General features: G+C 60.6%; 12 protein-coding genes. 7 read left to right on the top strand and 5 right to left on the bottom strand.

Features of this window, described 5'->3' with window-relative positions; genetic code table 11:
- Positions 1-140 precede the first annotated feature (140 nt).
- Entirely contained in the window at positions 141-992 is an 852-nt protein-coding gene (locus IB244_RS24085) for a LysR family transcriptional regulator (protein WP_169681270.1), read from the bottom strand.
- 106 nt (positions 993-1,098) lie between these two features.
- Here IB244_RS24085 and IB244_RS24080 point away from each other — a divergent pair, with 106 nt between their 5' ends.
- Entirely contained in the window at positions 1,099-2,097 is a 999-nt protein-coding gene (locus IB244_RS24080) for a zinc-dependent alcohol dehydrogenase family protein (RefSeq protein WP_169681268.1), read from the top strand.
- A 40-nt stretch (positions 2,098-2,137) separates the two neighbouring features.
- On the opposite strand, the gene IB244_RS24075 is transcribed toward IB244_RS24080, so the two are convergent.
- Together IB244_RS24075 and IB244_RS24070 are read right to left on the bottom strand one after the other, a co-directional pair.
- Entirely contained in the window at positions 2,138-3,295 is a 1,158-nt protein-coding gene (locus IB244_RS24075) for an adenosylhomocysteinase (protein ID WP_169681266.1), read from the bottom strand.
- Positions 3,296-3,387: 92 nt separating this feature from the next.
- Positions 3,388-4,278, bottom strand: coding sequence for a LysR substrate-binding domain-containing protein (locus IB244_RS24070; protein WP_169681264.1), 891 nt, complete (start codon positions 4,276-4,278; stop codon positions 3,388-3,390).
- Between the two features lie 258 nt (positions 4,279-4,536).
- Between IB244_RS24070 and IB244_RS24065 the strand changes: the two genes are divergently transcribed.
- From IB244_RS24065 to IB244_RS24045, 5 genes are all read left to right on the top strand, one after another.
- Complete coding sequence (locus IB244_RS24065; protein WP_025659467.1) at positions 4,537-5,049, top strand: NUDIX hydrolase; 513 nt, start codon at positions 4,537-4,539, stop codon at positions 5,047-5,049.
- 62 nt (positions 5,050-5,111) lie between these two features.
- Entirely contained in the window at positions 5,112-6,611 is a 1,500-nt protein-coding gene (locus IB244_RS24060) for an inorganic phosphate transporter (RefSeq protein WP_169681261.1), read from the top strand.
- A 13-nt stretch (positions 6,612-6,624) separates the two neighbouring features.
- Positions 6,625-7,362: a 16S rRNA (uracil(1498)-N(3))-methyltransferase gene (locus tag IB244_RS24055; protein WP_169681259.1), complete on the top strand. Its 738-nt coding sequence runs from the start codon at positions 6,625-6,627 to the stop codon at positions 7,360-7,362.
- 149 nt (positions 7,363-7,511) lie between these two features.
- The gene (locus tag IB244_RS24050; protein WP_192305926.1) at positions 7,512-8,885 is read left to right on the top strand and encodes a glutamate--cysteine ligase; all 1,374 of its coding nucleotides are present in this window, start codon (positions 7,512-7,514) and stop codon (positions 8,883-8,885) included.
- Positions 8,886-8,983: 98 nt separating this feature from the next.
- The gene (locus IB244_RS24045; RefSeq protein ID WP_169681254.1) at positions 8,984-9,844 is read left to right on the top strand and encodes a DUF937 domain-containing protein; all 861 of its coding nucleotides are present in this window, start codon (positions 8,984-8,986) and stop codon (positions 9,842-9,844) included.
- An 87-nt stretch (positions 9,845-9,931) separates the two neighbouring features.
- Here IB244_RS24045 and IB244_RS24040 read toward each other — a convergent pair whose 3' ends face one another.
- The gene (locus IB244_RS24040; RefSeq protein ID WP_018856889.1) at positions 9,932-10,231 is read right to left on the bottom strand and encodes a DUF1127 domain-containing protein; all 300 of its coding nucleotides are present in this window, start codon (positions 10,229-10,231) and stop codon (positions 9,932-9,934) included.
- A 202-nt stretch (positions 10,232-10,433) separates the two neighbouring features.
- Here IB244_RS24040 and IB244_RS24035 point away from each other — a divergent pair, with 202 nt between their 5' ends.
- A complete protein-coding gene (locus tag IB244_RS24035) occupies positions 10,434-11,390 on the top strand; it encodes a LysR substrate-binding domain-containing protein (RefSeq protein WP_018856888.1) in 957 nt (318 codons plus the stop codon).
- 2 nt (positions 11,391-11,392) lie between these two features.
- On the opposite strand, the gene IB244_RS24030 is transcribed toward IB244_RS24035, so the two are convergent.
- Positions 11,393-12,025, bottom strand: a complete 633-nt coding sequence (locus tag IB244_RS24030; RefSeq protein WP_018856887.1) for a TetR family transcriptional regulator — start codon at positions 12,023-12,025, stop codon at positions 11,393-11,395.
- Between the last annotated feature and the right edge of the window lie 235 nt (positions 12,026-12,260).

The raw sequence follows: 12,260 nt of genomic DNA, 5'->3' as shown, positions 1-12,260 counted from the left end.
TTGGAGTTCGGCTCGAAGACGCGGCGTCGTGCGGGCGCTGCCGTGAAGAATACTTCCCATAATGCATCCTCTTCCTGACGACTCAGGTTCAATGATGCACCATCACACTCAGGGACTACACACCTAGAGGTTTCCGGCGCTCAATTCGCCAGTCTCTCGATGACGAGATTAAGCAGCGCCCGCAAGCGCGCCTGCCGTTTCATATCCCGGTGATAGCCAATCCAGGTGTCGCGCCCCGGCGGCGCTTCACCGAGGTCGACCGGCTCGATATCAGCGATTGAATCGCCAAGGGGGCGCGGCAGGACGGCGAGCCCGGCCCCATTCCTGCACAGCGTCGCCTGGACATCGCGGTTGTTGCTGCGCATGGCAATCTCGGCCTTTGGCAGAAGACGCGTCAGCCATGTCACATCAGGCATGCCGCCAAACGCCTCGTCCATCGTTACCAGGCGCGCGCCCGCGCCATCTCCTGCCTTCGGGTGCTCCGCCCCTCGGCGGATGTAAAGCCGGTAGTCGATATGCAGCAGCTTCCTCGATATCACGTCCGGCTCGGTAAAGGGCGCGATCCGAACGACGACATCCGCCTCCCGGCGGGAGAGACTGAGCAGGCGGCTATCGGTCAGCAATTCCACGACGATCTTCGGATAGCGCAGCGAGAATTCCCCAAGGACCGGCGCCAGCACATGTGCACCGAACCACTCCGAAGAGGACAAGCGCAGGAAGCCGCTCAATTGCCGGCTCTGTCCGGCAAGTTCGCGTTCGAGCCCGAGTGCTTCCTCTTCCATCCGCTCGGCGTGGGCAAAGACGGCTGCGCCCTCGTCGGTCATCACAAACCCGTCGGCTGTCCGCTGAAACAGGGTCTGGCCGAGCGAGATTTCAAGGGCGCGAAGGCGACGCCCCATCGTCGGCTGCGTCAGGCCGAGGCTGCGGGCGCCGGCGCCGAGAGTTCCCTGGCGCGCGATCGCCAGAAACAGTTTGAGATCGCTCCATTCCACAAGCCGACTCCCATACAAAAATGTATGAACTTCGTGCAATGTCTTTCATTTCCATTCTCATATCAACGGCGCATTCTCCAGGCAACAACAGACGAAGGAGAGTTGCATGTCACAGATCACAACGATGAAGGCGCTCCTGATCGACGCGCCGAACGCGGATTTCCGCCTGGCCGAGATCGCCCGGCCGGCGCCGCGCGAAGGCGAGGTTTTAGTCCGTATCAAGACAAGCGGCGTCAATCCGCTGGACACCAAGATCCGCGCCGGCAATGCCACCCATGCGCGCCATCCGTTCCCGGCCGTTGTAGGTATGGACATTGCCGGCGTCGTCGAGCAGGTCGGCCCCGGCGTCACCGAGTTCCATCGCGGCGACGAAGTCTATGGCACGACCGGTGGCGTCGGCGGCATCCAGGGCTCGTTGGCTGAATTCGCAGCGGTCGACGCCCGGCTGATCGCGCCGAAGCCCAACAATCTCTCGATGCGGGAGGCAGCAGCCCTGTCGCTGATCGCGATTACCGCCTGGGAAGGATTGGTCGATCGAGCCAATGTCCGCGAAGGCCGGCAGGTTCTTGTCCTCGGCGCCGGCGGTGGCGTGGGGCACATTGCCGTACAGATCGCAAAAGCCGCGGGTGCTGATGTGTTTGCCGTCGACGGTGGCTCCAAGGCTGGCTATCTAAGAAGCCTTGGAGCAACGCCGATCGACTACAGGGTAGAGACCGTGGCGGACTATGTCGGCAATCACACGGCCGGCAAGGGCTTCGACATCGTCTACGATACCGTCGGCGGCCCGGGCCTCGATACAGCCTTCCAGGCGGTCGGCCGGTTTGGCCACGTCGTCAGCGCGCTCGGATGGGGGACGCATGCGCTTGCCCCGCTGTCGTTCAAGGCGGCGACCTATTCGGGCGTCTTTACGCTGCTGCCGCTTCTGACCGGCGAAGGGCGAAGCCACCACGGCGAGATCCTGCGCGAGGTGGGCAAGCTCGTCGAGGCCGGCAAGCTGATGCCGAGGCTGGACGCGCGCCGCTTCGGACTTTCCGATGCCGCCGAAGCGCACGCGTTGATCGAAAACCGTCAGGCAAACGGCAAGCTGGTGGTGGAAATCGCCTGAAATCTGGACGCGCGCGGCGGAATCTCGCCGCGCCCGTCACCTATCGCGCCAGATCGAGATAGGCGCTCGCCACCATGGCATCGATATCCGCGGGTACCGGGACGAGACAGCTCTCGGCGCCGACTTCGCGTCTGGCGACACGCTCGAGGCAGCGCGCCTGCAGTGTGAAACCAAGATCCATCGATTCAACGGAATTGCCGAGCGGCCTAGGACCGGCGAGGTTCGCCATGTGGCCACCGCCGAGAACATGGAAAGAGCGACCGTCCCTCAGGTGCAGGGTCTCGATGTGATCCGCCTCGTAGCGATCGATCCGCACGACATCGGGGTGCTGCCGGAATGCGGCAACGTCGATCTCATGCGGGAAATGTCCGCCATTCATCAGGATTGCACGATCCTTGATCAGCGGAAGGTCGGCTGCGGTGATGATCGCGGGAAAGCCCGTAACGGTGACGAGCACGTCGGCCGAGGCAATCGCCTCGTTGCGCAGCGGCGTGGAAAATCCGTCAAGATGCGCCCCCAGCGCCGTCACCGGATCGATATCAACGACGCTGACGGCTGAAAACGCGTTGCGGAAACAGGCAGCGGTTCCCTTGCCGCAGGCCCCGTAGCCGAAAACCGTCACACGCTTGCCGTTGGTCGAGCGGTTGGTGAAGCGTATGTAGCTTTCGAAAAGGCTCTGGCCGACGGCATGTCTGTTTTCGGCGAACTGCTTGATCGGGCTGTCGTTGATGACCAGGATCGGCATGTTCAATTTTGCCCGTATCGGCAGCAGGCGTGTGCGGCCTGACGTAGTCTCCTCGGTGCCTCCGAGAAGGCTGGCGTAAGGAGCCCCGGCCGCAATCGCCAAGAGGTCGCCGCCGTTGTCGAGCAGAAGATCCGGCTTTTCCGCGACGACCGCCTGCAGGCTCTCATGATGCGCGACTGGGTCCGTTGTCTGGGTCGCGAACACGGTGATCCCCTTCGAACGGAGAAACTCGACGGTCGAAGGCTGCGTGCTGTTCAGATTTCCGGTGCAGACAAGCCGTGCGCCGCCGGCTTTCAGGGTCATCAGCAGCGCCACGGTCTTCGGCTCCAGATGAATCCCCGTGCCGATGGTCAAGCCGTTGAACGGTTGGGTCTTCTCGAATTCTGCCGCCGTTGCCTTGAGCAACCTGCAGCTGTTGCCGATCCATTCGATGCGGCTTGCTACTCTTTGCATATCCATGTCCTTTTGCTCGCAACGCAGTGTTAGGCTCGGCAGCGCCTTTCGACCATGGAGATAATTCTTCGCAATAGGGCAGAAAATCTGCCCTATTGCGTCGCCGCGCCAGAGCGGAGCAACCAGTCGCGAAGGGCGACGAACGCGGGTTTCGGCGAGTCGACGTTGCGACAGCACAGGCTATAGCCGGCCAGTCGGCGAATGAAGCCATAGGGTGCAGCAAGCAGATTGCGCTGCAAGTCATCTTCGATGGCAGCGCGCGGCGCGAGCACAACACCAATCCCCGATCGCACCGCCCCGAGCACCAGCAGCAGATCCTCGAATTCCTGCTTGCGCCGGAACATCACGGCCTGAGTGCCGCTCTCGGCAAACCACTCCTGCCAAAGGGTTGGCGCGCTGCGGCTGACAAGAGCGGTGATCTCCACCATCCGCGCTGGATCGCCGGCGATCCTTTCTGCCAGATCCGGTGTCGCGACGGGTCCGAATTCGTCCTCCATGAACTTGACCGCTGTCACCCCTGCCGTTGGCCGGTATTCGGCGCCCATGATGACGGCGTCGAGTTCCGGGTGCAGCGCCAGCGGCTCGACGACCGACATCGGCAGGATATCGACGTCGACGACGCCAAGCGCAGCCTGCATGTTTGCAAGCCGCGGCATCAGCCACCATATAGCAAAGGCCGAAGGTACGCCGAGGCGAATGCGGCGATCCTCGCCACCGACAAAATCTGCAGCGGCGCGTTCCAGCGTCGCGAAGGCAGCGGTGGAGGCCTCCGCGAACAGTGCAGCTTTCGCGGTCGCAGCCAATTTTCTGCCATCGCGTTCGAACAGTTTCTCACCGAAATAGTTCTCCAGGATCGAGATCTGCTGGCGCACCGCGCCGCGTACAACACCAAGCTCGGCGGCGGCGCCAAGAATGCTGCCGTGACGGTATACGGCTTCAAAGGCGCGGATGGCTTTTAAGGGAGGAAGACGCATGATTACCATAGTATTGACATAACAGTGTATGAGATGACGCCGCCGTTGATTGAAATGCAAGGCGCGCTCATATTGAACGCCTGTGCATTGGCGGAATCAGGATAGTATCTGACGGATTTTTTGTTACCCGGCGAAACAAAAAGTTCCTATTGATAGTTATCAAATCCGAGCCAAAAGCATGAAATGCGTATGGATCGCGCAAGCTTTCCAGCGGATACTAATATAGACGACGACTCACTCGAACAGAACGCCAAGGTGACCCGACCGTTGACTCTTCTCGCCCGCCTCGCTGCAGACGTCCAGCTCATGTTTCGGCGCCCTCCGCGTCAACAATATGCTGCGCTCTGCTATCGGGTCAAAAAGAAAACCAACGACGTTGAAGTACTTTTACTGACCAGCCGCGACACCGGCCGCTGGGTCATCCCCAAGGGATGGCCGATGGACGGAAGGTGCTCGTATGAGGTCGCCGCACGCGAGGCATTCGAGGAAGCCGGTGCGCGCGGAACCGTCGAGAACGAGATCCTTGGCTCCTACTCCTACCCTAAGGTGTTGAAGAACGGCCTAAAGGTCACCTGTAAAGTGCAGGTCTATGCTCTCGAGGTTCTGGAGATCGCCAAGAACTTCAAGGAAAAAGGCGAGCGCAAGGTGGAGTGGGTCTCCTGCGACGAGGCTGTGAAGCGCGTTCATGAGCCTGAACTTCGCAATCTCATCCTGCTGTTCAAGCGCCGCATGACGGAACAGCTTGCGGCAAGCATGCCAAAGCAAATTCCGGCGGAATGAATACTGCCATCTTGCGCTGCTAAACTTGGCGGCGCTAAAGCAGGATTCAACGAAGGAATAGCATGCCCAACCGATCAGCCGTCCTCACGAAACGAACGCTCGACAAAGACCTCGACAAGCTGACGCATGTCGAGGATGCGACGAAGTTCGTCTCGCGAAAACTGGTGGCGCCGGGCCTCGGGCTGATCTTCCTTGGGCTAGCCATGCTTTTCGCGGGCGTCTATGTCTTTGACCGGCCAAGCGCCGTGCTGGTGATCGCGGCAGCGGCGCTCGCCGCCTACATGGCCATGAACATCGGTGCAAACGACGTTACCAATAACGTCGGCGCCGCCGTGGGCGCCCGAGCGATGACGATGGGGCAAGCTCTTGTCATCGCAGCCATCTTCGAAATTCTCGGGGCGACAGTTGCCGGCGGCGAGGTCGTCAAGACGATCTCCTCCAGCATCGTGGATGCCGTGCAAGTCCCACCAGGCACACTCAGCTGGATCATGATAGCGGCACTGATGGCCGCCGCATTGTGGATCAACCTCGCGACCTGGATGAACGCACCGGTCTCGACCACGCACGCGATCGTCGGCGCGGTGATTGGAGCGGGTATCGGCGCGGTCGGTCCGGACCCGGTGAACTGGCGGGTGATGGTCGAGATCACATCGGCCTGGGTGACTTCGCCGCTGCTTGGCGGCGTGATTGCGGCCGGCCTGCTTTTCCTCGTGAAGAGCCTGATCATTTACCGCGACGACAAGATTGCCGCGGCGCGGCGTTGGGTCCCCGTTCTGATCGCGATGATGCTCGGTGGCTTTGCTTCCTACATGGTGCTGCAGCTTACGCCCGCTGGCGCGTTTTCCTCGTTCACAATCCTCCTTTTCGGCGTCGCGGCCGGCGGCCTCGGATGGTTTGCCGCGCGTTCATTCGTTCACAGGCAGGCCGTAGGGCTGGAAAACCGCAACAGCTCGCTGCGCGTTCTCTTCCAGATTCCCCTGATTGGCTCGGCAGCTCTGCTCTCCTTCGCACATGGTGCCAACGACGTATCCAACGCAGTCGGCCCACTTTCGGCAATCGTGCGCGCGGTCGCGGGATCCGCAGCCGGCACGAATGGCCAGCCCCCGATCTGGGTGCTGCTCATCGGCGCCTTCGGTATCTCGGTCGGCCTACTGTTGTTCGGGCCGCGCCTGATCCGGCTGGTCGGTGAACAGATCACCAAGCTCAACCCCATGCGCGCCTATTGCGTTGCGCTGTCGACGGCCTTCACGGTTATCGTGGCCTCGTGGCTCGGCATGCCCGTCAGTACGACGCATATCGCGGTCGGTTCCGTGTTTGGCGTCGGCTTCTTCCGCGAGTGGTACACCCGGAACTCGAAGCGACGCATCCGGTACGTGCGGCGCAAGGCGGAAAGCTGGGCGATTGATGAACCGGAAGATCCGAACACGCATGAGGTTCGTCGCCGCTATCTCGTTCGCCGTTCGCACTTCATGACGATCATCGCCGCCTGGATCATCACGGTGCCGGCCTCGGCAGCGCTTGCAGCGATGATCTATTGGGTTATGTTCGCGCTCTTTGTATGAGCAGGACTTTTCGATGCGCGCCAATTTTCGGATACAACGGCTGTTTGTGGACGCTCCCCTCGCCGCCGGAGCAACGGTCGAGACGACGGGCGACCACTTCAACTATCTCGCCAACGTACTGCGCATGACTGATGGCGCCGAACTGCTCGTCTTCAATGGCCGCGATGGCGAGTGGAAGGCGCGCCTCACCTTTCCAACGCGGAAACGGATTGTACTGGTCGCCGAGGAACAGACCCGCCCGCAGCCGGCGGCGTCCGATCTGCACTATCTCTTTGCACCACTGAAGGTCGGGCGACTCGACTACCTGGTGCAGAAGGCCGTCGAGATGGGCGCAGGCCTTCTGCGTCCAGTGATGACCCAGCATGTGCAGGGCAAGATCACCAATCTCGACAAGCTGAAGGCAAATGTCATCGAGGCAGCGGAGCAATGCGGCATACTCGATATCCCCGACGTTGCCGAGCCCGTGAAGCTGTTCGACCTGCTGGACACTTGGCCGAGCGACCGCCGCATCATCTATTGCGACGAGGGCGATGCGGGGCAGAACCCGCTACCACTGCTGTCCAAGATCAGCGAGCGACAGCTGGCGCTCCTTGTCGGCCCAGAGGGCGGTTTCTCCGAGGAAGAGCGCGCGCGGCTGCGCGGCCTCGATTTCGTGACCGCAATCCCGCTCGGGCCGCGGATCCTCAGAGCCGATACGGCTGCGGTTGCTGCCATGGCAGTCATTCAAGCGTCGATCGGCGACTGGAATTAACCTTAGGATCGGTCGCGGCCGAAATATCCTGCTATTTTTTTGATGGACCGTTGAAACAATTTCACTTGCAACATACGTGGGAGCGGTCCTAATCACCCTTCCAATTGCCCGGGTTTTTCCAGGCGCTCTCCCATTGCAGGTAGACTTGAATGGCTCGCGATACCACCGACCAGACGCCACTCTCTTCGGTTCAGGAGCTGACCGATTATCTTGCCGCGGGGAACAAGCCGGCGGAAAAATTCCGCATCGGTACCGAGCATGAGAAGTTTGCCTTCTTCCGGGCGGACAACGGCCCTGTGCCGTATTTCGGCGAGGCCAGCATTTCGGCGCTGTTGAAAGGCCTTCAGCAGAAATCCGGCTGGGACCCGATCATGGACGGCGACAACATCATCGGCCTGGGCGAGCCGAACGGAATGGGCGCGATATCGATCGAGCCTGGCGGCCAGTTCGAACTGTCCGGCGCGCCGCTGGAAACGATCCACGAGACCTGCAAGGAATCGAATACCCATCTGGCGACGTTGCGCGAGATCGCCGAGCCGATGGGCATCCGCTTCCTCGGCATTGGCGGCAGCCCCAAATGGACACTGGCCGAAACGCCTGTCATGCCGAAATCCCGCTACGAGATCATGACCCGCTACATGCCGAAGGTCGGCGCCAAGGGTCTCGACATGATGTATCGCACCTGCACCATCCAGGTGAACCTCGACTTTTCCTCCGAAGCCGACATGCGCAAGAAGATGCGGGTTTCGATGAAGCTTCAGTCTCTGGCAACCGCGCTCTTTGCCTCGTCGCCCTTTACCGAAGGCAAGCCCAACGGCCTGCTCTCCTGGCGCGGCGACATTTGGCGCGACACCGACAACAATCGCTCCGGTCTGCTGGACTTCACCTTCCGCGACGATTTCGGTTTTCATGATTATGCCGAATGGGCCCTCGACGTGCCGATGTATTTCATCGTGCGCGACGGGCACTATCACGACTGTACCCACATCACGTTCCGCCAGTTCATGAACGGCGCGCTGAAGGGCGCGGTTGCCGCCTGGGAGCCGACGATGGGCGACTGGACGAACCACCTTTCGACCCTCTTCCCCGACGTTCGCCTGAAGCGCTTCCTAGAGATGCGCGGTGCCGATGGCGGCCCGTGGCGGCGCATTTGCGGGTTGCCGGCCTTCTGGGTCGGGCTTCTCTACAACGATGCTGCACTCGAAGACGCGGATATGCTGACCAAGGACTGGACATTCGACGAGGTCAACGCGTTGCGCGATGCCGTCCCGTCCCAGGGTTTAAGGGCAAAGTTCCGCGGCCATGAGCTTTATGAGACGGCGCGCGAAGTGATCGCCGTTTCGAAGTCCGGTCTCCGAGCGCGCAACAAGCTCAACAAGGAAGGCCAGGACGAAACCATCTTCCTTGCGCCGCTCGACGAAGTCATGGCCAAGAAGGCGACTTTGGCCGAGGATCTGCTGGCGCTGTATCACCGCCGCTGGAACGGTTCCGTGGAGCCTGTCTTCGAAGAGTATCAATACTAGGGTCTACCCTAAGCCCTTCTGCAAAAAGCGGTTTGCGCATTCCTTTTTCCGGCTATAGTGACGCAATTACGCGTTGCGAAACCGGGAAAGGGATTACCATGCTGCCACTCTTCGACATGATGATGCAGGCCCAGAACGGCGCGGCGATGGATGCGGTCTCCAAGCAGTTCAATCTTGCCCAGGAGCAGGCCACAAAGGCGATGGCCGCGCTGATGCCGGCATTTTCCGCCAGCCTGAAACGGAGCAGCAGCAACCCCTACGACTTCATGGGGCTGATGCAGGCGGTCGCCTCCGGCAACTACGCCAAATATTTCGAGGACATGGGCAAGGCCTTCACCCCGCAAGGAATCGATGATGGCAACACCATCCTCGGGCAGCTGTTCGGCTCCAAGGAGGTCTCGCGGGCGGTTGCGGCGCAGGCTGCCCAGATGACCGGGATCGGCCAGGAGATCTACAAGCAGATGCTGCCCGTGATGGCCGATACTTTGATGGGCGGCCTGTTCAAGCAGTCGATGGGGCAGATGAACGCGCCCGTCAATCCATTCATCAACACCGCCATGGGCGAAACCATCCAGAAATGGCTGGAAAGCACCGGCTTTGCGCCGAAGCAGAAGGCCGCTCCGGAGCCCACCATCTTCGACAATCCTTTCACTCAGGCCATGCAGCAGATGTTCGGCATGCAGAAGCCGGAGGCAGAGAAGACGGTCACCAATCCGTTTTTCGACAATCCATTCGCAAAGGCCTTTCAGGAAATGATGGGCTCGCTCGGAAAGCCGGTTGAGCCGAAACGAGCCGAAGCCCCGAAAGAGCAGGCAAAGGCAGAGGCGGAACGCTACGTCGACATGCTGAACAACATGTTCGACAGCGGGCTCGAGGTTCAGAAGAGCTACCAGAAGAGCATGGAAGCGATCTTCGAGACGTTTATGCCGAAGGCGCCCTCCACTCCCCCGAAGGCATAAAAAAACCCGGAGACGGCTGGGAGGCCGGTCACCGGGTAAGAGGCAGGGCTATTGGCTATCACCCTGCGGGGAAAAACTGGGCCGGTCTCAATCCTTTTGGGACCGGAAGAGCGACTTCGGTCCGCGGTTGCGCGCGGATTTAGTCAGGTGTTCCGACGGATCTTCAAAGAAGGTGGACGCCAGGAACGCGGAAGTGAGATCGGTCCTGCTAAGGCCGATATCCTTCAATTGATTGTCATCGAGCTCGTTCAGCTTGTTGATCTCCATACGGTTGCGGATCACGCGCAGTACGGATGACAGCGTTGCAAAGCCATTTACGAGACGCTGGAAGAACGTCAGCGAGGTCTGGCTGCAGTCGAGTTCGAGTATCCGGTCTGTCGTGCGCATGGGACGATCCTTTCATTGGCGCGCAACAACCCACCCCTCCCGCGAGGTCGAGCGGCAAGGCATCGGGTTGAAATCGGAGCGGACAGGCAGGGTGTCTGTCCTTCACTTTGCTTGATTTGCACCCCGAAGATGCCAAACACCTATTGATCAGTCCAACGAATGTTTCTAATGATTAACATCAGAGATCTTTATAGGTGAACTCATGTCAGCGCCTCTCGATATTGATCAGTTGCAGACCTTCATTGCGATTGTGGATTCCGGCAGCTTCACCAAGGCTGCCGACAGAGTCTACAAGACGCAGTCCGCTGTCTCCATGCAGATGCGGCGACTGGAAGAGCGCATCGGCAAGCAGCTTTTCATCAAGGACGGGCGCGGCAACCGCCTCACCGTCGAAGGCGAGAAGCTCTTGAACTATGCGCGACGAATCATTCGCCTCAACAACGAAGCGATCGCAGCCTTTGATGACAACCGTCTCGAGGGCACGCTGCGCATCGGCACGCCCGATGACTACGCCGACCGCTACATGCCCGAGATCATCGGCCGCTTTGCCAAGACGCATCCGAACGTCGAGCTTTACATTGTCTGCGAACCCTCGGTGGGCCTCGCCGAGCGCATGAATCGCGGCGAGCTCGACATCGCGCTGGTGACCCACAATCCGCGCGAACGCATGTCGGATGTCGTGCGAACGGAACCGCTCTGCTGGGTCGGCTCTGCCAACCATCCGATCCGCGACGATGCCCCCGTGCCGCTCGCCGTCGGCCGTCGCGACTGCCAGTGGCGGCAGCTCGCCTGCTCGGCGCTGGATGCGGTCGGTCGCGAACACCAGATCCTGTTCACCAGCTGGTCGTGCACCGTCGTCGCGGCCGCGGTCCTCGCCGGCATGGCCGTTTCCGTCATGCCGGAATCGGCTCTGCGCACGGGGATGAAGGTGCTAAGCCAGGCGGACGGCTTCCCTGCCCTGCCCCCGGTCCAGATCGGCATCATGAAGCGGCCGGGTGTTTCCATCTCGCTGATGAACGCGATCACGGCGCATATCACCGCCTGCCTCGACAACATCACGCCCGCTGTCGTCGACGACAATCTCGACGCTGACGTCAAGAACGCCTATGGGCGGGCTCAGCCCCGCCTCAAGGTCGCTGGCATCGTCCCGAGTTGGTAGGCTCAGGCGGCAACCGGTGAGAGGAAGGCTGTTCGGATCACGCGCTTCCACTCATCCAGGATGCGTCTTGCAAGGGAATCCTCGCTGACGACCGCAAGGCGGATCGATGCCCCGAGCAGATGGCTGAACAGATAGCTGCGGGCCTGCATGTCCGCTGCGGAGAGCTCAGGTGCGACGCGGCGGACGGTATCCTGAAAGATGTCGGCAATCCGCTTGCTATGCTCGATGTTGAGCAGCAGCAGGTCGTGGTCGGTTTCGGTACCCATCCAGATGCCGAGATAGGCGGCATCGTTGCGATAGTCGGCGTAGTGCCAGTCGATCGTCGCGACGAGTACCTCGAGCGCATGGTCGACGGAGTGCACGGACGCAAAGGCCTCGGCGATGCGCGTCTGGAGCGCCAGCGCATGGCGGTCGAAGAGCGCTTTGACGATCGCCGCCTTCTCGGGAAAATACTGATAAACGGAACCAATCGGAACCTTGGCGGCGACGGCCAGTTCCGTCATCCGCATGGCGCTTACGCCCTTTTCAGCGATGAGTGCGGCTGCGGCCGACAAGATGTGGTCGAGCCGCTGAATACTGCGTTCCTGCTTTGGCTTCCGGCGGAGGCCAATACGATCCAAACTTCCGACCTTCATGTCGTTCCCATTTGTTCTATGTGGAGCGACGGAGGTGGTTCATACCGGCGCCATCTCGCCGATATGACATGCAGGTCTTCACGACTCGTAAACGAGATGCATCGGATTGTACGGATGGGGAAAAGTATAAGAAAATCGGGGTGATACACCCGTATTTGGTCAACTCCGCGTGTTGTTTTGCTCACTTGCGACGGGTTGGACGTTAATCGTTGTGGCCGTGGCTTCTCGGTCGCTG

It is taken from the genome of Rhizobium sp. RHZ02 (genome assembly GCF_014851575.1).
Taxonomy (GTDB): Bacteria; Pseudomonadota; Alphaproteobacteria; order Rhizobiales; family Rhizobiaceae; genus Rhizobium; species Rhizobium altiplani.
Note: the sequence above shows the minus strand (reverse complement) of the source record. Positions and strands in the feature narration are given on the sequence as shown.

What these genes read in the sequence shown, in the direction of transcription:
- IB244_RS24080 (WP_169681268.1), top strand. Translation starts at nt 1,099, where the DNA reads ATGTCACAGATCACAACGATGAAGGCGCTCCTGATCGACGCGCCGAAC.
- IB244_RS24075 (WP_169681266.1), bottom strand. Translation starts at nt 3,295, where the DNA reads ATGCAAAGAGTAGCAAGCCGCATCGAATGGATCGGCAACAGCTGCAGG.
- IB244_RS24070 (WP_169681264.1), bottom strand. Translation starts at nt 4,278, where the DNA reads ATGGTAATCATGCGTCTTCCTCCCTTAAAAGCCATCCGCGCCTTTGAA.
- IB244_RS24060 (WP_169681261.1), top strand. Translation starts at nt 5,112, where the DNA reads ATGCCCAACCGATCAGCCGTCCTCACGAAACGAACGCTCGACAAAGAC.
- IB244_RS24055 (WP_169681259.1), top strand. Translation starts at nt 6,625, where the DNA reads ATGCGCGCCAATTTTCGGATACAACGGCTGTTTGTGGACGCTCCCCTC.
- IB244_RS24050 (WP_192305926.1), top strand. Translation starts at nt 7,512, where the DNA reads ATGGCTCGCGATACCACCGACCAGACGCCACTCTCTTCGGTTCAGGAG.
- IB244_RS24045 (WP_169681254.1), top strand. Translation starts at nt 8,984, where the DNA reads ATGCTGCCACTCTTCGACATGATGATGCAGGCCCAGAACGGCGCGGCG.
- IB244_RS24040 (WP_018856889.1), bottom strand. Translation starts at nt 10,231, where the DNA reads ATGCGCACGACAGACCGGATACTCGAACTCGACTGCAGCCAGACCTCG.
- IB244_RS24035 (WP_018856888.1), top strand. Translation starts at nt 10,434, where the DNA reads ATGTCAGCGCCTCTCGATATTGATCAGTTGCAGACCTTCATTGCGATT.
- IB244_RS24030 (WP_018856887.1), bottom strand. Translation starts at nt 12,025, where the DNA reads ATGAAGGTCGGAAGTTTGGATCGTATTGGCCTCCGCCGGAAGCCAAAG.